Origin of the sequence: Paenibacillus ginsengarvi (genome assembly GCF_003626695.1) — a bacterium.
Lineage (GTDB): Bacteria > Bacillota > Bacilli > Paenibacillales > NBRC-103111 > Paenibacillus_AB > Paenibacillus_AB ginsengarvi.
In genome coordinates this window covers 386,317-403,761 of sequence record NZ_RBAH01000001.1, presented here as the reverse complement: position 1 = coordinate 403,761, position 17,445 = coordinate 386,317, and the positions used below count along the sequence as shown (strand labels likewise).

Annotated in this window: 28 protein-coding genes; 25 read left to right on the top strand and 3 right to left on the bottom strand. The window is 46.7% G+C overall.

Annotation, left to right across the window (positions count from 1 at the left end; all coding sequences use genetic code 11):
* The first annotated feature begins 72 nt into the window (after positions 1-72).
* The 12 genes from D7M11_RS02125 (at position 73) to D7M11_RS02060 (ending at position 6,440) form a co-directional block, all read left to right on the top strand.
* Positions 73-510: a hypothetical protein gene (locus D7M11_RS02125; protein WP_120745484.1), complete on the top strand. Its 438-nt coding sequence runs from the start codon at positions 73-75 to the stop codon at positions 508-510.
* 2 nt (positions 511-512) lie between these two features.
* Positions 513-1,079, top strand: a complete 567-nt coding sequence (locus D7M11_RS02120) for a hypothetical protein (RefSeq protein ID WP_120745483.1) — start codon at positions 513-515, stop codon at positions 1,077-1,079.
* Positions 1,080-1,199: 120 nt separating this feature from the next.
* The gene (locus tag D7M11_RS02115) at positions 1,200-1,973 is read left to right on the top strand and encodes a dUTP diphosphatase (RefSeq protein WP_240040922.1); all 774 of its coding nucleotides are present in this window, start codon (positions 1,200-1,202) and stop codon (positions 1,971-1,973) included.
* Positions 1,973-2,572: an HNH endonuclease gene (locus tag D7M11_RS02110; RefSeq protein WP_120745482.1), complete on the top strand. Its 600-nt coding sequence runs from the start codon at positions 1,973-1,975 to the stop codon at positions 2,570-2,572. The genes D7M11_RS02115 and D7M11_RS02110 overlap by 1 nt, the downstream gene beginning before the upstream one ends.
* A gap of 34 nt (positions 2,573-2,606) precedes the next feature.
* Positions 2,607-3,116 carry a DUF1281 family ferredoxin-like fold protein gene (locus tag D7M11_RS02105; protein ID WP_120745481.1) on the top strand — a complete coding sequence of 170 codons (510 nt, stop codon included), beginning with the start codon at positions 2,607-2,609 and terminating at the stop codon, positions 3,114-3,116.
* A gap of 388 nt (positions 3,117-3,504) precedes the next feature.
* Positions 3,505-3,771 (top strand): hypothetical protein, encoded by a 267-nt coding sequence (locus D7M11_RS02100; protein WP_120745480.1) that lies wholly within the window; start codon positions 3,505-3,507, stop codon positions 3,769-3,771.
* Positions 3,772-3,848: 77 nt separating this feature from the next.
* Entirely contained in the window at positions 3,849-4,346 is a 498-nt protein-coding gene (locus D7M11_RS02095) for a YopX family protein (RefSeq protein ID WP_120745479.1), read from the top strand.
* A 306-nt stretch (positions 4,347-4,652) separates the two neighbouring features.
* Complete coding sequence (locus D7M11_RS02085) at positions 4,653-4,937, top strand: hypothetical protein (protein WP_120745477.1); 285 nt, start codon at positions 4,653-4,655, stop codon at positions 4,935-4,937.
* Positions 4,938-5,205: 268 nt separating this feature from the next.
* Positions 5,206-5,424, top strand: coding sequence for a hypothetical protein (locus D7M11_RS02075; RefSeq protein ID WP_120745475.1), 219 nt, complete (start codon positions 5,206-5,208; stop codon positions 5,422-5,424).
* The gene (locus D7M11_RS02070; RefSeq protein WP_120745474.1) at positions 5,408-5,851 is read left to right on the top strand and encodes a hypothetical protein; all 444 of its coding nucleotides are present in this window, start codon (positions 5,408-5,410) and stop codon (positions 5,849-5,851) included. The genes D7M11_RS02075 and D7M11_RS02070 overlap by 17 nt, the downstream gene beginning before the upstream one ends.
* Entirely contained in the window at positions 5,848-6,099 is a 252-nt protein-coding gene (locus tag D7M11_RS02065) for a hypothetical protein (RefSeq protein ID WP_120745473.1), read from the top strand. Before D7M11_RS02070 ends, D7M11_RS02065 begins: the two co-directional genes overlap by 4 nt.
* Positions 6,096-6,440 (top strand): hypothetical protein, encoded by a 345-nt coding sequence (locus tag D7M11_RS02060; protein WP_120745472.1) that lies wholly within the window; start codon positions 6,096-6,098, stop codon positions 6,438-6,440. The genes D7M11_RS02065 and D7M11_RS02060 overlap by 4 nt, the downstream gene beginning before the upstream one ends.
* A gap of 200 nt (positions 6,441-6,640) precedes the next feature.
* On the opposite strand, the gene D7M11_RS02055 is transcribed toward D7M11_RS02060, so the two are convergent.
* A complete protein-coding gene (locus D7M11_RS02055) occupies positions 6,641-6,859 on the bottom strand; it encodes a hypothetical protein (RefSeq protein ID WP_120745471.1) in 219 nt (72 codons plus the stop codon).
* Positions 6,860-7,189: 330 nt separating this feature from the next.
* On the opposite strand from D7M11_RS02055, the gene D7M11_RS02045 reads away from it, so the two are divergent.
* The 6 genes from D7M11_RS02045 (at position 7,190) to D7M11_RS02020 (ending at position 9,295) form a co-directional block, all read left to right on the top strand.
* Entirely contained in the window at positions 7,190-7,402 is a 213-nt protein-coding gene (locus D7M11_RS02045; RefSeq protein ID WP_120745469.1) for a hypothetical protein, read from the top strand.
* A 189-nt stretch (positions 7,403-7,591) separates the two neighbouring features.
* Positions 7,592-7,969 carry a hypothetical protein gene (locus D7M11_RS02040; RefSeq protein ID WP_120745468.1) on the top strand — a complete coding sequence of 126 codons (378 nt, stop codon included), beginning with the start codon at positions 7,592-7,594 and terminating at the stop codon, positions 7,967-7,969.
* Complete coding sequence (locus tag D7M11_RS02035) at positions 7,962-8,189, top strand: hypothetical protein (RefSeq protein ID WP_120745467.1); 228 nt, start codon at positions 7,962-7,964, stop codon at positions 8,187-8,189. Before D7M11_RS02040 ends, D7M11_RS02035 begins: the two co-directional genes overlap by 8 nt.
* Positions 8,190-8,204: 15 nt before the next feature.
* Positions 8,205-8,546: a hypothetical protein gene (locus tag D7M11_RS02030; RefSeq protein ID WP_120745466.1), complete on the top strand. Its 342-nt coding sequence runs from the start codon at positions 8,205-8,207 to the stop codon at positions 8,544-8,546.
* 170 nt (positions 8,547-8,716) lie between these two features.
* Entirely contained in the window at positions 8,717-9,079 is a 363-nt protein-coding gene (locus tag D7M11_RS02025) for a hypothetical protein (RefSeq protein WP_120745465.1), read from the top strand.
* Between the two features lie 12 nt (positions 9,080-9,091).
* Positions 9,092-9,295, top strand: a complete 204-nt coding sequence (locus tag D7M11_RS02020; protein WP_120745464.1) for a hypothetical protein — start codon at positions 9,092-9,094, stop codon at positions 9,293-9,295.
* A 668-nt stretch (positions 9,296-9,963) separates the two neighbouring features.
* On the opposite strand, the gene D7M11_RS02015 is transcribed toward D7M11_RS02020, so the two are convergent.
* Both D7M11_RS02015 and D7M11_RS02010 read right to left on the bottom strand, forming a co-directional pair.
* The gene (locus tag D7M11_RS02015; protein ID WP_120745463.1) at positions 9,964-10,158 is read right to left on the bottom strand and encodes a hypothetical protein; all 195 of its coding nucleotides are present in this window, start codon (positions 10,156-10,158) and stop codon (positions 9,964-9,966) included.
* A 27-nt stretch (positions 10,159-10,185) separates the two neighbouring features.
* Positions 10,186-10,638, bottom strand: coding sequence for a hypothetical protein (locus tag D7M11_RS02010; RefSeq protein ID WP_120745462.1), 453 nt, complete (start codon positions 10,636-10,638; stop codon positions 10,186-10,188).
* A 54-nt stretch (positions 10,639-10,692) separates the two neighbouring features.
* Between D7M11_RS02010 and D7M11_RS02005 the strand changes: the two genes are divergently transcribed.
* The 7 genes from D7M11_RS02005 (at position 10,693) to D7M11_RS01975 (ending at position 17,374) form a co-directional block, all read left to right on the top strand.
* Positions 10,693-11,133, top strand: coding sequence for an HNH endonuclease signature motif containing protein (locus D7M11_RS02005; protein WP_420817444.1), 441 nt, complete (start codon positions 10,693-10,695; stop codon positions 11,131-11,133).
* Positions 11,123-11,689 (top strand): hypothetical protein, encoded by a 567-nt coding sequence (locus D7M11_RS02000; RefSeq protein WP_120745460.1) that lies wholly within the window; start codon positions 11,123-11,125, stop codon positions 11,687-11,689. Before D7M11_RS02005 ends, D7M11_RS02000 begins: the two co-directional genes overlap by 11 nt.
* A 108-nt stretch (positions 11,690-11,797) precedes the next feature.
* Complete coding sequence (locus tag D7M11_RS01995) at positions 11,798-12,403, top strand: terminase (RefSeq protein ID WP_120745459.1); 606 nt, start codon at positions 11,798-11,800, stop codon at positions 12,401-12,403.
* A complete protein-coding gene (locus D7M11_RS01990) occupies positions 12,387-14,147 on the top strand; it encodes a terminase large subunit (RefSeq protein ID WP_240040935.1) in 1,761 nt (586 codons plus the stop codon). The genes D7M11_RS01995 and D7M11_RS01990 overlap by 17 nt, the downstream gene beginning before the upstream one ends.
* Before the next feature lie 101 nt (positions 14,148-14,248).
* Complete coding sequence (locus D7M11_RS01985) at positions 14,249-15,424, top strand: phage portal protein (RefSeq protein WP_120745458.1); 1,176 nt, start codon at positions 14,249-14,251, stop codon at positions 15,422-15,424.
* Positions 15,405-16,145 (top strand): head maturation protease, ClpP-related, encoded by a 741-nt coding sequence (locus D7M11_RS01980; RefSeq protein ID WP_120745457.1) that lies wholly within the window; start codon positions 15,405-15,407, stop codon positions 16,143-16,145. The genes D7M11_RS01985 and D7M11_RS01980 overlap by 20 nt, the downstream gene beginning before the upstream one ends.
* A gap of 2 nt (positions 16,146-16,147) precedes the next feature.
* Positions 16,148-17,374, top strand: coding sequence for a phage major capsid protein (locus tag D7M11_RS01975; protein ID WP_120745456.1), 1,227 nt, complete (start codon positions 16,148-16,150; stop codon positions 17,372-17,374).
* The last annotated feature ends 71 nt before the right edge of the window (positions 17,375-17,445 follow it).

The window sequence follows — 17,445 nt, the reverse complement described above, 5'->3', positions numbered from 1 at the left end:
ACCCGGATTATCACCCCGGCCAAAGCCTAACGATTGGGTGGCATATCCAGAAAGCAATAACGAGGTGATGAAATGTCAGACATATACATCGCTTGTGAAGATATGGAGTTTGTCTGGCGACAAACCGAAATAAATGTGTTTAAACAGCTTTGGGCGGATGGATCGAATTGTTTGGACATCGCTAAGAAGCTTGACCGTGACCCGGATGAAGTAGCGCTGCTGATAATGGATTTAGGAAGAAAAGGCTTGATCCCAAGGTGGGGGAAAAATACTGGGAACTATCCTGGTGATATTTTTAGGGAAAATAATAGCGGACGGCCTAAAAATAACGAACCAAGAAAGATTGATAGGCAGCGGTTACATGAGTTGTATACAGGATCAACTCTATCGCTTACCGGGATAGCCCGGCAATTCAAAACATCGCCAGATATGGTCAAAAAGACGATAAGAAACGAGCGACGCAAGAATCCAGCAATGTGGCCATATCGTGACGCAAAGAGGAATGGATGACTATGAGACGGTATATCGGGATCGACCCATCTACGCTGGCAGGTCTAGTAGAACTAGATCAAGACGGTAATGTAATCCAAGCATTTGAACTGCAAGCCCCGAAGGTTGAAGAAGTAGGGCTTCCAGCAGAACTTGAAAGGATTAACTGGATTGTAGAAAAGCTGGAGGAGTCCATTTTTGGCGCCGGGAATTGGGGCGATAGCATTAACATTGCAATCGAAACATTCGCATATGGGGCAAAGGGTAAGTTCGTTGCTCAAATGTACGGAATCGGTTGGATGCTCCGGGATGCTTTACCAGAGTACATTGATGTGACGCCTACTGAACTTAAAAAGTTCGCTTCTGGCAAAGGGACAATGAAAAAAGATTCACTTAGCGTCGAAATATTCAAGCGCTGGGGATTCGAGCACAAAAGCGATAACGTACGTGACGCTTATGTACTGGCCCAAATCGCTCGTGCAATGCATGAGCCGGTCAAACTGACATCATTCCAACAAGAAATCATCGACGCCCTAAAAAATCCCGGCAAACCGAAATTGAGGAAGGGCAAAAAGGAGCGAGTTGGGTGAAGTGGAAAGAAGCAACTCGTAGTCAACTTCTCGAAATTGCCAATCACGATCAAGAATGCGGATGGCAGTACAAGATCGATGCGACATGCGAACTCATGCGTCGTGCAGGAGGTGCAAGCCTTGAAGAAAACAAAAGGAATGCTAGACCAGATGGAGCGCCGGAATGATTCGAACAAATGGCATTTAGTCATGTCCAAACGAGAAGCGCTTATAAAAATAGGTAAATCCATAGGTGTAAAATGGCCGAAGAGTCCCCGCACCATGAAAATAGCTGATATAGAAAAACTGATACGAGCTGCGAATAAAACTGAGGGAGAGAAACCAAGAATGAGCGAAGTATATACACTTAAGCAACTGTATGAAATGCAGAAAGAGCTTGATGTACGGATCATCAAAGAAAAGGGGCTCGAAGGTGTCGACCTGCTGCCAAATACAGTTCTCGCGCTTCAGGTGGAGGTTGGAGAGCTTGCGAACGAATGGCGCGGCTTTAAGCATTGGAGCAATGACCAGTCACCTCGTACGAAGAAAATCCATTCCGACAGGGATGCATATTTGGAAACGAATCCACTGCTTGAAGAATATGTCGATTGCCTGCACTTCAATCTTTCGCTGTACCGGCAACTGAATCTTAACATCTCCAACTACTTGCATGAGGACTTGAGCGGCGATCTTACAGGGCTGACGGAGGCATTCATTCATGCGTTCGATTGGGCTTCGAAAATCTATTGGGCGACAACGACGAAACGACCAAGTATGGCAGAAAAATCGCTATATCGCCTCACCGATGTACTTCTCACTATTGCTAAATTGCTCGGCTTTACAAGGGACCAGATCGCAGAGGCTTATATCGCCAAGAACAAAACCAATCACGATAGGCAGACAAACGGCTATTAATGGCTTTCGCGAAGAAACGAAAGAAAGAAGTAGCACCCTGGCGGCAGGGAATACTCGACCATCATCAGGACCGGCCATCCAGCGCCGACCGTGGAGAGTTCCCACGCAAGGTAATCACTGAACTGATCGAGGAAGCAAAGGGGCAATGCCAAAGCTGCCGATCGGCGCAGGATACAACAACGCACCATGTATGGCCGCGCGGCAGAAAGGGAAGAGGCGTCAAACAAAACGGATTGCGGCTCTGCTGGCCCTGTCACGATCGGATACAAACGAGCCCGGAAGAGCTGCAACACTGGATAGACATATACCGTCAGCGCTACGGAGAGCGCTTCTGGTACGACGAACAAGATTGGGAAGAGTACAATCGCAAGCAGGCTGCTGAGCAGGCCGAGGAGGAAGTAAAACGGCAGCAGAGCGAACGAGTGGAGCCGGTTGTGTCGCTGCTCACAGCGGCCGCAGGCAGGCGGTTGAAGAAGAAGGAGTTACAATACATCGTCAGTATAAATGAGCGTGATTTAGCCACGCTTGCTGGCCTCTTGCGCGATTGTATGGGAACGCATGTTCTTGATGATAAGGGATATGGCTGGTTTAAAGACTAATTGCAAAATCAAACACAAAGGGAGAAGTGACGAAATGCCAAACCACATAACGAATATCATCACTATTCAAGCATCAGAAGGACGGACGGCTCAAGAGGTAATTGATTTTGTTAAAAGTGATGAAAGGGAATTTGATTTCAACAAGCTCATACCTATGCCGCAAGAAATCATCGCATCGTTCGATACACCAGGAATCAGTCCCCCATGGTACAACTGGAGCCTCGAACACTGGGGAACGAAATGGAATGCCTACGAAATTTCGGTTAATGAAAATGTGATTCGTTTCGATACGGCTTGGTCAGCGCCATTCCCTATTTTTGAATCATTACATGAAAAATTCAGTGACTTCACCTTCGACATTAAGTATGCAGATGAAGATATGGGATATAATTTCGGTCATTTCGAATACATGCCTGGGAAAACGACTTCGTATAGCCTCCCTCTAGAAGGTACGCCTGAAGCAAGGGTATGGGTATGCAGCAATGTTAGCGGTTATTTCCCTGAATACATCGACGAGAATGGCAACTACATCGAAGAGGATTGAGGTGATCTAGCTGAACGGACAGCAGATGGAACTTTTCGGGTCTGGTGATGTGCAAACATTCAAGCCGATCCCGAATCCTATGATAACCGTATACGGTGAAGGTCCCGAAGGGGCAAAGTGCCGGACTTGCGCTCACTTCGGCTGCAAGCAGTACGCCAATCGCTATTACAAATGCGGGCTGCGAGGAACAACGGGGAAAAGCACCGATCACAACTATTACTGGCCTGCATGTGGAAAATACGAACTCGGGATATAGAGGGGATAGGGGAATATAGGATTCCCCTTCTTAATCCCCTGATACCCTCTGATACGGCTACCGGCTGCGCCTAAGTATTTCGGTCGGGCCGATGGCGCTACGCGCAAAATCAAATTCAAAGGAGCAATTCATATGAAAATAGGCGATGTAGTTACCTGGAAATCTCAAGCTGCAGGAGTTTGGAAAGAGAAAACAGGAGAGATTGTTGGATTCATCAAACCAGAAGAGGATGCACGCAACATTTTGCAAAAGTTTGACGTGAAATATCCTTCCAACCGTGTGAAATTCCAATCACTTAGCGAACTGGATCGAGTGCTAGTCGAAGTGCCACGTGGGGGGAGAAGTAATATTTCGGACTATTACGCCCCTCGGAAATCACAGGTAATAGTAGTGAATTAGGCCGGAGGCCTCCGTATCGACCGAAATACCTAGCGCATCGGGGGCCGAATCAGGGATAGGGAAGGAGTAAAAGGAGCATGAGGGATATTCGATTCCGAGCATGGGATACAGAAACAAAAGAAATGAGTTACGACTTTTTAGATAAGAATTGGTTAAAGGTTTGCATTGAATCACCATACGTTGAACTGATGCAATATACCGGCCTAAGGGATCGGAATGGCAAGGAAATATTCGAAGGCGACATAGTGAAATATATGTCACGTGAACAAACAGGCACGAAGGTTAGATACAATCGTCGCGGATATGACACCTTTGCAGAATACAGCGAAATCGAAATAGTTGGGCACATTCGGCAAGGTGTGTTTGACTCATCACTGAATGGGAAACTCATGACATATATCGTCGATACGGAACAGGTGACGAGATACGACAGTTACTTTTGGGGAGATGGAAAACGGACTGATCGCCAAAAGGTTGTGACGAATTCGCTGGTGAAAGCCCTAAATGCAAACAAAGAGTACGAAGTCATCGGCAATATCCACGAACATCCTGATCTATTAGGAGGTAGAACATGAGGATAGACGATATGAAGCCGGGACCGGAATTGGATCGGATTTGCGGCGAAGTAGTTTTCAATAAATCAGGACTCGAACTGTCGCGAGAGTTTCTACCGGCATACTCCACGTCGTGGGAAGGAATGCGTCTCGTAGTAGAGGAGATGCAACGACGGGGATGGGACTATCGGATCGAGTCTTACAGAGGAGATGTATCGTTTGCATTTTTGCAACGAGAGCATGAAGGATACTCGGAAGAGGTCGGCACAGAGCTACCATATATCGCTACGTTGGCAGCTATTAAGGCTCTACAAGGGAGTGAATACGATGGGACAGATTAGAGAGGAAATGCCAGAAATCTGCAAAGACTGCCCAGAAAAGCGATGGTGTAGCCTCGATCCTGAAATGTGGCAGTGTGAAATAGAACCAGTGGAGGCTCTGCAAGGTGAAGTGGAAATCGCATGTTATGACTGTGAGAAAGGATTTACTGTTTCATACGAGCGTACAGGATTGCCAGAACAAGAAGTATGCCAGTTGTGCAATGGTGCAGGAAAAATAATGGTTAACAGAGACTTTGCGGAGGCTCTACAAGGGGAGGATACCACCTCATGAAATACACTGAAATAACGAAGTGGGAACAGATAAATAGACTTAAAAAGGGAGATATTCTCTTGATTTGCTGGTCAAAAACGAGCCCGATTTTTCGTAATACCAAAAAACAGATTCACATGCACAAGTTCATCAAGATCACACCAGGACGAGAAGTAATATTGTCCGGGTCTTATAATCCGTATTTTGGAATCAAGCATTATCTGTTAGGAAACTCAGCAGCAACTAAAGTTGCCTTAGTGGAAACAGTTTGAGGGGAGGATACCCAACCATGATAGATTGGATCAAATACGACCCCTATAGCCGAGAAATCGAATCTCACGTTAATCACCTCGCCACGGATGGACAACAAGTATGGGTAGCTGCACACACCAAAAATCCACATCGCTCGGGATATAACTGGTATGACGGGCGCTACATGATTAATTCGGAAATTACCCATTGGGCGAAAATCAATTTGCCGGAGGATACAGATGGAACCAGTAAATGAACCATTCGGAAATACCGCAAATTTGGACAGTCAACAAATTGAGGATATCTGGCATAAGGCCGATTGTTCGCGCGGAGACGAGGCGCATCTGCGAAACGACATATTCGATGTCATCAATTCGCATAATGAGCTGCTTGAGGAATTGAATCGTATCCAATCCATACAGCAGGAAAGGGAACCTGTAAGATGGTTTGCAGGTCTGATGGAATCTCGATTGTTGGAAAATGACTACAAGGGCGGATGGGGCCCGGAGAATTGCTCCATGGACTTTTTATCTGAACAGATGGACAGGAAATGCAGACGATATGTCGGTTTAAATGGCAGCGGAGACACGCCGGAAGGATTCATCAATACGCTTGCTGACATCGCCAATTATGCCATGATGCTGGCTGATCGGATGCGCAGAGTAGGGGAGGAAAGGACATGACCGGAACCAACTTGACGGAAGAAAAGCTCATCTCTTGGTGTGAGCACGGGAAAATGCTGGTGTGCGAGATATGTGCGCTAAAAACGGAAGTAAAAACCCTTAAACAACAGGTAAACACGCTGACGAAAGCGCTGAAGAAAATCGCCACAATGGAATTAGTAGACGGATCGGCGACGGATGAAATGTTGATAGCTCGTAAAGCCCTACAGTCCATAAAGGAATCCCCGAGGGAGGAACAAGGGAAATGATTAAATTGACCGATAGCGTAGGGAAAGCATTGTACATTTCTCCAGAGAACTTAACGTCTGTAACCCAATCCGAATATAATACGCCTTCAGTTGATCCATATAAAGTTGGCGAAAAGGTTACGGTGACTGTAGTTGCAAGCGGAGATGATACGAATGTCGTCAAGGAATCTCCAGAGGAAGTAGTACGCAAGATCATGGATTACAAATGGTCGATGGAGCGATATAAGGCAAGCTGCCATCTTGCATTTGCTCATCGTGCAGAAACAGATAATCCATTTACGCCTCCACTTGATGAATGGTTGATCATGAAACGTCTCGCCGGATTGGAGCAGACCCCATGAAGGATAAGCCGATACACCTTTGCGATAATTGTCAGCACTCATTCGTGGATTCGGATTCGATCAACGGAATGGAATATTACCGGGAGCAAATTTGCCGGATACATAAATGTTCCGTTTCTTGCTGGACACCGGCTATGAGTATTTCGGATTGTGAGCAGTATAAGGCCCAATAGGAGATAAAGGAGAAGAGGATATACCCTCTAATCCATCAGATCACAAACCTGATTCATCCAGTATGCTGTTTCTTCTAGAGCTTCCCGCTCATCCATCCCGAGAAGATCAGTCAAAAATGAGTAAAAGCGATCGTAAATATCACCTGGTTTGTCGTTTTCCTCAGGGTGAGACTTACAGTAGTTCAAATATTGCTGGACTAACGGGCTATAAACATTTGTTTTCTTGTCATATCGGATAAAGTCCAAGAAAAAGCACCTCCTCAGGTTATAGTAAACGTATTTTTCATTTTGGTAAAGGAGAAGAGGATATATGCCCTACCGAATGTATGATACAAAAAACAATCTCATAATGAGCCTATCTTATAAGCCAAATCTTTTTGATCTAATTCGAAATGATGATACCGGCATGTTTTACAATGTGGTCGACATTAACACAGAAAGAAAATTTTGCATTGCTCGACGAAACTACGAGATGGAACAGATACAGGGGTAAAAGAGTAACAGCCCCCTTATCGGCCTGGGTGGTTCGGTCGGATCGATGACGGCGTTGCCGCAAAATACGAAGGAGGAACAACTATGAACGAACACGAAGTGATGCAAATAATGGGAAGACTTCCGGACAATATCATTCTACACAGCAGTGGCGGCATGAAGTCAAAGACATGGAAATGCTCCACTTGCAAAACGATTCATGAAAGTGAGCAAGAAGTACGCCCACCATCTCCATGTGGTTGTGGAAGTAGATTTTTTGAAAAGATTTTGCCAAAGGCCATCGTTGCGACCGAATAGACTCAGCGTAAGCGGTGGCCGGATCAATCCATTATGGAGGTATGTAAGGAATGGATAAATGTAGTTCATGCTTCTACGGCAGCTTTTTTGAAAACAAATGTCCTGTGAAGTCAATTAAGGATGTAGTAGTCGTTCAAGGGATTGGGATTACAGAGTGCTCGAAGCATAAATCCGAGGGGAGGTAACCCCATGAAACCCAATATAGCGGAGATAAAGAAGATGCTTGCGGCGGCAACGCCGGGACCGTGGGAATACTCGTATGAGTATGACGAAATTGGTCCAAGACATGACACACACGGCGATTTCGCAATATGCAAAAACATACAGTGGTACGACAATGGGATACTTATCTCAAGGGCTCCTGAAACAATAGAATCTCTGATCGGGGAAGTAGAGAGACAGACCGAAGAAAACGAGAACCTCGGCAACGAAAACATCAGATACACGAAAGCATTGGAATTTATAATCGCGGCTTATGAGGAAGAAGGAACGGATATCCAAGTCGCTCGGAAAATGGTGAAACTGGCTAGGGAGGCACTAAGGAAAGGGGAACAGACGAATGGGTGAATATTTCGAATGTGAGCTAAGGATCAATAACACTGATGAAACGCTGGTAACGAACGTTTGGTTACGCATCTTGCCGCGAATCGGCGAGCACATTTCTACCAAAAGCGACGGGAAAACGCATCGGCTGAAGGTAACAGACATTTGGCACTTTGCCGGGGATCGCAAAACGGGTCATCGGATCATCATTTATGTGAATTATGCGCCACTTTCTGGGCACTAAGGAGGGATACCCAAGATGCCTGAAGCTTCGTTCGGTGAAAACGGCATATGTGCTGTATGCCGGCGTAACCCGGTAACTCGCTGGTGTGACTTCATCATTGCATATAACAACGAATTCATATGGGTAAAAGGCAGTTACAAAGCATTCAAAGAGGCTAATTCTGGCGACAAATATGAAACATGTGATCTGCCGATGTGCGAAAAATGTGCGAACAAGGTATCAAGAGACCGGCACCTTTGCCCGCATCACATGAAGCTCCACAATCAACGAGAATTACCGGATGCGTACCAGAAAAAGCGGCAGCATGAAGAAAAGCGGAAGATCAACACGGAGATTTGGGAGCAGTCAAGGCGTTAGCGTCATCGATCGACCGAATAATCCCAGGCAAAGCCGGGGGCCGAATCAAGGAATCAAGGGGTAGGAGGGATACCGATGAAACGTAACAAGTTTCCGACCCAAATGCTTCCAATATCGACCGATTCTGCTGCATAATCTGTACTTGACAAACAACAGAGGATGGTGAGAGCATGTTTTTGATGGAGCTTTTTCCAAAGGCGACTGATGAGGAGATAGGCGAGACAAAAGACAGCCTCACTGAGTATCAAAGGTTTCGGGGTATCGTTCAGGAACTTGGGTCGCGTCCAAATCGCACGGAGAAGCAGGAAATTAAGTATGCCGAGGCTAAAGCCTTTATAGATGTCGTGGAACGGGCTATACGCCTTATACAGGACCAAGAGACACGTAAGATGATGGAAATGCTATATCTTCGTGGAGAACGACATAAGGTGGTTGTACTGCACTTTGGGAGCATAATGCATCCTGCGACTGTAGACCGTAAAATAAAGAAGGGCATACGGACAGTGGCAAATACGATCAAAGATATCGGTTAGGGGTGGAAATAAATGATCGACTGGAAGCGCGTTGACAAAAATAACTGGCCAGATGGAAAGTATTTGTTTATATTCGATGGAAGAGTATACGAAGGATGGGCGTTTGATGCTGTAGACGATGAAGGATATCCGATGTGGCAAGCAAACGAAGGTCCGGAATGTTATGATGTAAGATGGTACGCTGAAATAAATTTACCACACCCATTGGAACCATAAATAAATGCGTGTAAAGTGCGAGTAGTGTGCGTCAAATATGCAAGTTAAACAGGGGTACAGTTGGATCATAGAGCGAAATCGCTCGGGTGATGCCGATTGTACCCTTATCATATTCGGCTCTCGACCGTGCTGTGGGCTTGTGAGCCTTAGACGTGGATCGTCAAGGGTGCGGTGAGGGTACGGGGTTTGAATCCCCTTACTATTTTGTTCTTTGTTCAGAGTAGCGAGAACAGGCGCTCGTGACTCTGTAGAAAGAGCAAAACATCATGCAAGCTTCCACATATGGTTGAGAATGTATCGTAGGAGGCGAACGAATCGAAGGTATGATTGTGAGGGCTGCCAATTGGCGGCCTTTTTGCAATAGGGAAATGCTCCGATAAATGGCGAGGGTGGGGCCGGGAGTATGAAACGAGGTGTGCGAATGAAGAAGAAGCGATTGCCGGATAACTTCGCCGGTTGGATCAGTAAAAAGCATGGCATCATCTGGTCCGTCAGTCCATGGCGAAAAGACCAGCGTAGCGGAGTAATCCGGCGAGGCTGAAAGTAAAGGGTAAACAACCCCGCAACTGGCCGGTAATACCGTAATACAAAAAGGCGGTGAAACGCCCTTTGTAAAAGTACACCTTTTCCTTTGTGGGGGTTTCATTAACAAAAAGAAAAGAGCCGTATTAGCGAACTTTGAATTCGCATACGGCCTTCAAGAAGTACCCGTCATTAATGACAACTGATTCGTTATTATGCTTCTGGATCGATCCGCCATAATCAATAATACCTCCGTTCTGCCAAACGGAGATTTTCAGATTGAAATACATGGCGTTATCGAAATCCGCAGAGGTACGCAGCGCATATCCGCTTGAGTACATGGGATTCGATCCTCCTTACCCTCATGGCTAAATCTTAATGGTATCGACTTTAACGTTATAGAGTTTTGATGTATTGATCCTGTTATTGAGCGCATTGAACTTTGTCAGTCCATTATTGGCACCAAGTATTGTGTGTATCACCTCAGGGATTACAACAATAACCGGAATGCCTACACGATTAAATGCTCTCAATTGCGAAATTGCATGTGATTCGAGACAACTATCGAATGTTTCAACTTCAACAATTACTCTGCCATTCTGGCCTTGGATTGTGAGATCTGGGCGATGACCATTAAATAAAGGCGGCCTCCCCATAGACCATTTTATATGGTCGGCATAAACTATGAAACCTTGCCTTGCGAAATCGTCAGCAATCTTTTGAATAATGCGGTCGTGCTTACTTTGATTTAATTCATTTCGTTTGTAAGGCAAGCTGTTCAAAAAAACAGGTGTGTGTGGCTGTGGAGAATTAAATAACATTCTTCTAGCACCTCCTTTCTTTTCCATATAAACATATTGTACAAGCTACAAGATGTGCCATCAACCAATATTTTACGTCATTATACGACACAAGATATTGTGTCAAATCATAAATTTCGACAATGGGTGGTATCTGTGGCAATTAAAAAGTTTTGTAGAAAACAAGGCTGTAACGCGTTGGTCGAAAACGCATATTGCGAAGCGCATAAGCCTGAAGAACATCAGCGATATGACCAGTACAGGGAATCGGCAGCAAAACGCGGCTATGACAGTAAATGGCGTAAGGCACGCGTCGGCTGGTTACTGAAGCATCCCCTTTGTGTCGAGTGCGAGAAACAAGGTAATGTCCGAGAAGCAACGATAGTTGACCATATAAGGCCACATAAAGGAGACAAAGCACTGTTCTGGGATAAGACAAACTGGCAGTCGCTTTGTGCTACCTGTCATAGTCAGAAGACAGTTAGAGAGGATGGGGGGTTTGGTAATGGAAGATAAGGGAAGGAAGACGATCTGCGAATGCGTTGAATGTAAACATCGTCAAGCCGGATGGTCTGGAAGAGACGGTGCCTGCTGTGAGCTTTGCGGAGGTCACTCTATTCCTGTTGGATGGTGGGATGACATCAAGAGTGACAATACCACAAATCAAACGGGGATAAGCAACTTCACATTGAGGTATGAAGAAGCTCCGGCACTGGTGTTTGTCCAAAAGAATGTCAACGGTGGCATAGAAGTATATCAGGATGGCGTCAGACTCGAAGGTGTGTGCTCTATTGAAATCAAGTCTGAAATGAACAGTGCCACGACACATAAAGTAGAGTACATGACGGGCATGACTCGAAGCAAAAGGAACAATGGCTTTGCCACAGGCGGATTTGTTAGTTCCCTGGGAGTATTGCGTGTTGGTGATGGTGAAACGGAGGAGACTATAATTCCTCTTTCGGACCAAATGCAAGAGTTTTCGAACGAATATAACGACACAAGCGCGAGGATAGAAGAAGGTCGTAAACTAATGAAGGAGAAGAAGAGGACCCTCATTCCAAAAGTAGATTAAGGGGGAGGGGGGGTAAAATCCTCCGAAGGTGGGCCGTGTGAGACCGCGTTCCCTCTTTTTTCGCGTAAACTTTCGTTTTTTGAATTTTTCAGACATTGGAGGTGCCTTATGGGGGGCCGAAATGCAAAATCGATCGGCCTACACTTGGCCGAAGGCAATCCGAATCGACTGACGAAAGAAGAAATCCAAGCACGCAAAGATGCGGAAATTAAGCTCGGAAAAACTGAATTGGATAAACTCAAGCCACCGGCGTTTGTTAAAAATGATACGGTGGCTTTTGCATATTGGAAGCAACATCTGAAGGAGTACAAGGCAGCGGCCGCGCAAGGCATTGATATATTGACCAGTTCGGATGTTGGTACGCTGGCATTGTATTGTAAAACATACAGCGAGTATGAACGACTGCTTGTACAATACCAACGGATCGAGAGGATCGCGATTGATGAAAACCTACTCCATGAGTACATTGAACAAGCGGAGAAAGCAGACGAAATCAATTTAAAGGCGCTCCGGTATCTGTCCCAACTGGCAAGCGTTGAGGGCATCCTTAAGATAGAAACGGCCATCAATAAAAAGATGGACATGCTGCTCAAATTGCAGGACCGGTTATTCCTGAACCCATTGGCTAAAGTAAAGAACGTACCGAAGCCAAAGAAGGAAGATAAGCCGGTGAGCAAATTCGCCAAGTTTGGCGGTGGTGCTCGTGGAAGTTAATTATCCGATCAATGTTTTGGCTGAGGATGACCGAGTTACACGGTACGCGCTAGAGGTTGTTGAAGGGAAACTTCCTCGTCGGGTAGGTAAGTCGGAACGGCAAGCTTGTGAGAGGCACCTGCGGGACTTGGGGCGGCAAGGGACGGAAGAATTCCCTTATGTTTGGAGCCCGGAAAAAGCGCGGGAATTGATAGAGTTTTCCGAATCGCTAACGCTTGCCGAAGGAGAAGAACCACGGCCGCTTGTGTTATGGGGCTTCCAAGATTTCATTTTCGGTAGTTGGCATGGCTGGCGCACCTTAGACGGTTACCGTAGATTCCGAACCTCATATGTGCAAGTAGCCCGGCAAAATGGGAAGTCGCTCGGTAATGCCGTCCCTACGATGTATTACGGTAATTTCGATGGATACCAGTATCCGCAGGTTTACTGCACGGCGACAAAAGAGATGCAGGCCCGCATCGTACTGAAGGAATGCTTCAAGTTCATCAATGCTGATGAAGAACTTGCGGGAACCGAATACGAAGATGGGCTATTCACGATCAAAGACTACGCCAGCAAGATCCTTTGCAATTTGTCAAATGGCGAAATTCGGGCCCTAGGGCGCGATACTAAGTCCATTGATGGATTCCGGCCATATTTCGCTAGCGTGGACGAGTATCATCTCCATAAAGACAATCAGATGTACAAGCTTTTGGCGGATGGAACGAAGAAACTCAAGCAGTGCTTAATATCAGTAATCACCACAGCCGGATTTGATCTGAACTCGCCGTGCTATGAGCTATACAACTACTGCAAGATGATCCTTGACGGCACGCATGAAGACGAAACGCAATTCGTCTTTATCTGTGAATTGGACAAGGATGACGACATTTGGGATGAGTTGAACTGGCCGAAGGCGAATCCTCTATGGACCGACCAGACGCTAGAGAGCTTGCGGGCCGATGCAGTAAAAGCGAAGGCAATGCAAGGCGAGGAACTTCGCAACTTCCTTACGAAGTCGCTTAATCAATGGGTTCAGTTTGCGGACAATCAGTACATGAACATGGAGCACTGGAAAGCATGTGCCAGTGATACGACGATTGAGGACATGACTGGGAGTGAATGTTGGCTTGGTCTTGACTTATCTAAAGGCGGCGACCTTACAAGCGGCGCTCTGGAGTTTACCATCCAGGCTGGCAACCACCGAAAATATTATATTCACTCGCACAGCTTTATACCGGCTGCGAGGGTGGCCGAACATATCAAAACAGACAAAGCGCCATATGACATGTGGATTAAGGACAAATTGCTCACGGTTACCGAGACACTTGGGGGCGTCAAAACGGATTACAAGTACATCATCAGCTACTACCGCGATTTGATCGCTAAATATAACCTCAAGCTTCGAGGCATCGCTTATGACCCACATAATGCGGATGCCTTTTTGCATGACCTTGAAGAGTTTGGTGTGGATTGCGTCGAGATCGTCCAGAGCGCAAAGAGTCTGAACGACGCGACAGTCGATTTCCGGCTTGAAGTCGAAGCCGGGAACGTTATCTATGACCGGAAGAACAAACTGCTTACGTGGTCAATGGCGAACGCTAAGACAGCCTCAAATAGCTTTGGCGAGATCAAGCTCGAAAAAGATGCAGCCACAAAGAGGATTGACCCTATTGATGCGGTTGTAGACGTGCACAAGCTCGTTTTAGCAGCCGGAAAGCCCAAGGAATCAGTATATGAGAGGCGCGGCATAGCTGCCTTCTAAAGGGGGTGAGGAAAACGAAGCTGAGAATACCATTTACGAACCGGTCTATCGAAATTAAGTCATCCACACTTTCCAATCCGGAAAGATGGGTAGCGGATTGGTTGCGTGGCGGCAAGTCAACACTCTCAGGTGTGCATGTTAACGACGAAACGGCAATGCGTGTAACGGCTTACTGGGCGGCTGTGAAAATCATAGCGGAAACTATCGCCTCACTCCCCCTAAATGTCTATCAAGCAAAGGGTGACGAGCGGGTGAGGGCGCCAAATCATCCGTTATATGAGGTCCTGCATTTTCAAGCAAATCCAGAAATGCCAGCCTATACGTTTAGGGAAACATTCCAGGGTCATATATGCAACTGGGGCAATGGTTATTCCTTTATTGACCGTAATGGAGCTGGTCAAGTTTCTGCGCTATGGCCGCTGCTTCCAGACCGAACGCGCCCAGATCGGGATGAACAAGGAAACCTTATTTACTGGACGTTGCTGCCGAAAACGAACGAACCTCGGAGGCTAGATGCATTTGATGTCTTGCATATACCAGGATTCGGATTTGATGGCGTTGTTGGCTACAACCCGATAAAACTGGCCCAGGAAGCAATTGGGCTATCAATAGCTTCAGAGGAATTTGGAGCTGCTTTCTTCGGTAATGGCGCAACACCTAGTGGCGTCATCGAATATCCAGCTGCGCTATCTGATAAAGCGCTTGAAAATTACAAGAAGGAAGCTCGGTCGGCCTACCAAGGGTTGAGCAATGCTCACAAACTGATGATCCTTGAAGAAGGATTGAAGTACCACCAAGTTACTATTCCACCTGATGCAGCACAGTTTCTTGAAACTCGGAAATTCCAGATAGCGGAGATTGCTCGTATTTTTCGAGTGCCTTTGCACATGCTTCAAGAGCTTGATCGAGCCACAAACAATAATATCGAACATCAGTCGATCGAATTTGTTGTGCATACGATTAGGCCGTGGCTAGTGCGCTGGGAGCAATATTTACGAATGAAACTCTTATCGCAACGAGAGAGACGGCTTGGATTCTATGCGGAATTTAATGTCGAAGGTCTACTCCGTGGAGATACAAAGAGCCGGTTTGAGGCTTACGGTGTAGCGCTCGATAAAGGTTGGATGTCACCCAACGAAGTCCGAAGGAAAGAAAACGAGAATCCGTATCCAGGCGGAGATGCTTACCGGGTACCATTGAATACAGCCAAGGTAAATCCGGATGGCAGCACATCGACTGAGGAGGTGAAGCAGGGCAATGAGCAAACAACGGAATAGCTTTTGGCAAGTGGTTAAGGCAAAAGCAAACAAAGCGGAACTGCTCATCTATGGTGAGATCAGTTCCTTTTCTTTTTGGGGCGATGAAGTCACTCCTAAAGAAGTAAACGAAATGCTGAATGCCATAGGCGACAATGTTGCAGATATTTCGGTTCGCATCAACAGTCCGGGTGGGGATGTTTTCGCAGGAATGGCAATTCATTCCATGCTCAAACGACATCCGGCAAAAATCACGGCGTATGTCGATGGTTTGGCGGCATCGATAGCTAGTGTTATACCTCTTGCCGCGGACAAAATTGTCATGCCTAAAGGTTCGATGTACATGATACATCGTCCAATGGGATCGGCAAGGTTAATGCGTTCCGAAGGGCTGCGGCAACGTGCAGACCTGTTGGATAAGATCGAGACCGAGATGACCGACCTATATAGCGGGAAATCGGGCATGTCTGCTGAAGCGATCAAACCTTTGCTTGAGGCGGAAACATGGTATACGGCGGATGAGGCTAAGGCAGCAGGCTTCATTGACGAAATCGAGGGCGAATTGGAAATGGCTGCTTGTCTTCGGGATGATACAGCCATTATCAATGGTCTTGAAATGAACTGGAAGCAATTCCGAAATGCGCCTAGCCTGCCAAAGGTCGAAAGTCCTGCGGCAGTTGATTATACATTCAAGGCAGCGGCGCGGGAGCGTCAATTGCAACTAATATCTCGGGAGGTATAAGGATGAAGGCAAAAATTAACGAAATGCGGCAGGAGCGCGCCGGTATCTGGGAACAGGCTAAGGCGCTCAATGAAAAAGCACTCAACGAAAACCGGGACTTCACGGCCGAGGAGCAGGCGCAGTACGACAAAATGATGTCCGATATGGAGAGCAAGAAAAATCAAATTGACCGTATGGAGGCAGCCCTGAGGACCGATGAAGAAATGAGCGCTTCGGGTGGTTCTCAATTCCGTCAGCCTCCATCGACTGGGACGGAGCGCGTAAATGCACGGGCCACACCGGAATACCGGGCTGCATTCGAACGGTTCCTTGTAGATGGGATTTCGGCCCTTTCACCGGAAACCATTAAGGGAATGGCTTCTGATCCGGATTCGCAAGGCGGGTATCTGGTAACCCCGCAACAATTCGTCACGGAACTGCTCAAAGAAGTCGATAATATGGTCTTTATTCGCCAATTTGCTCGCGGATTCCAACTGAAAACTGCCAAATCCCTCGGTGTTCCAACGCTTGACGGCGACGTTGACGATGCCGATTGGACTACGGAACTCCGTACAGGCAATGAAACCGATATTACACTCGGAAAACGAGAGCTTCGGCCGCATCCGCTGGCTAAACGTGCGAAAGTGTCAAATACACTTCTCCGTCAAACGGCAGGCGGCGCGGAAGCGCTTGTGCGTGAGCGACTTTCCTACAAATTCGGCGTAACGTTGGAAAAGGCGTACATGTATGGGGATGGTAATTCTAAACCGCTTGGCCTCTTTGTTCCTTCCAATGACGGCATTCCAACATCTCGGGACGTAGTTGGAGCTAACACGGCGACAGCAATCAAAGCGGATACGCTTATTGATGCGCTCTACGGATTAAAACAGAACTACCAAGGAAATGCTCGCTGGGGTTTCCATCGTGATGTGTTGAAGGAAATCCGCAAACTCAAGGACGCCAACGGCCAATATCTGTGGGCTCCCGGAATTGCAGGTGGACAGCCCGACACGATCCTGTCGAAGCCATTTTTCCAGTCGGAGTATGCACCGAACGATATTTCGGCCGGGAAATACATTGGCATCATCGGCGACTTCCGCTATTACTGGTATGTTGATGCTCTTGATTTTGCGATCCAACGCCTTGTAGAACTGTATGCTGAAACAAACCAAACCGGATTTATTGGTCGTTATGAAGGCGACGGACAGCCGGTATTGGGCGAAGCATTTGTTCGAATCAAGATGGGATAAATATAAAGGTTTAAGCAGAGCCGCTGCCCGCACGGCTTTTTTTGTGGGCAAATTCTTATTCAGGGGTGATT

Coding starts and splice junctions, on each gene's coding strand:
- D7M11_RS02125 (WP_120745484.1), top strand. CDS start 73: ATGTCAGACATATACATCGCTTGTGAAGATATGGAGTTTGTCTGGCGA.
- D7M11_RS02120 (WP_120745483.1), top strand. CDS start 513: ATGAGACGGTATATCGGGATCGACCCATCTACGCTGGCAGGTCTAGTA.
- D7M11_RS02110 (WP_120745482.1), top strand. CDS start 1,973: ATGGCTTTCGCGAAGAAACGAAAGAAAGAAGTAGCACCCTGGCGGCAG.
- D7M11_RS02105 (WP_120745481.1), top strand. CDS start 2,607: ATGCCAAACCACATAACGAATATCATCACTATTCAAGCATCAGAAGGA.
- D7M11_RS02100 (WP_120745480.1), top strand. CDS start 3,505: ATGAAAATAGGCGATGTAGTTACCTGGAAATCTCAAGCTGCAGGAGTT.
- D7M11_RS02095 (WP_120745479.1), top strand. CDS start 3,849: ATGAGGGATATTCGATTCCGAGCATGGGATACAGAAACAAAAGAAATG.
- D7M11_RS02085 (WP_120745477.1), top strand. CDS start 4,653: ATGGGACAGATTAGAGAGGAAATGCCAGAAATCTGCAAAGACTGCCCA.
- D7M11_RS02075 (WP_120745475.1), top strand. CDS start 5,206: ATGATAGATTGGATCAAATACGACCCCTATAGCCGAGAAATCGAATCT.
- D7M11_RS02070 (WP_120745474.1), top strand. CDS start 5,408: ATGGAACCAGTAAATGAACCATTCGGAAATACCGCAAATTTGGACAGT.
- D7M11_RS02065 (WP_120745473.1), top strand. CDS start 5,848: ATGACCGGAACCAACTTGACGGAAGAAAAGCTCATCTCTTGGTGTGAG.
- D7M11_RS02060 (WP_120745472.1), top strand. CDS start 6,096: ATGATTAAATTGACCGATAGCGTAGGGAAAGCATTGTACATTTCTCCA.
- D7M11_RS02045 (WP_120745469.1), top strand. CDS start 7,190: ATGAACGAACACGAAGTGATGCAAATAATGGGAAGACTTCCGGACAAT.
- D7M11_RS02040 (WP_120745468.1), top strand. CDS start 7,592: ATGAAACCCAATATAGCGGAGATAAAGAAGATGCTTGCGGCGGCAACG.
- D7M11_RS02035 (WP_120745467.1), top strand. CDS start 7,962: ATGGGTGAATATTTCGAATGTGAGCTAAGGATCAATAACACTGATGAA.
- D7M11_RS02030 (WP_120745466.1), top strand. CDS start 8,205: ATGCCTGAAGCTTCGTTCGGTGAAAACGGCATATGTGCTGTATGCCGG.
- D7M11_RS02025 (WP_120745465.1), top strand. CDS start 8,717: ATGTTTTTGATGGAGCTTTTTCCAAAGGCGACTGATGAGGAGATAGGC.
- D7M11_RS02020 (WP_120745464.1), top strand. CDS start 9,092: ATGATCGACTGGAAGCGCGTTGACAAAAATAACTGGCCAGATGGAAAG.
- D7M11_RS02015 (WP_120745463.1), bottom strand. CDS start 10,158: ATGTACTCAAGCGGATATGCGCTGCGTACCTCTGCGGATTTCGATAAC.
- D7M11_RS02010 (WP_120745462.1), bottom strand. CDS start 10,638: ATGTTATTTAATTCTCCACAGCCACACACACCTGTTTTTTTGAACAGC.
- D7M11_RS02000 (WP_120745460.1), top strand. CDS start 11,123: ATGGAAGATAAGGGAAGGAAGACGATCTGCGAATGCGTTGAATGTAAA.
- D7M11_RS01995 (WP_120745459.1), top strand. CDS start 11,798: ATGGGGGGCCGAAATGCAAAATCGATCGGCCTACACTTGGCCGAAGGC.
- D7M11_RS01980 (WP_120745457.1), top strand. CDS start 15,405: ATGAGCAAACAACGGAATAGCTTTTGGCAAGTGGTTAAGGCAAAAGCA.
- D7M11_RS01975 (WP_120745456.1), top strand. CDS start 16,148: ATGAAGGCAAAAATTAACGAAATGCGGCAGGAGCGCGCCGGTATCTGG.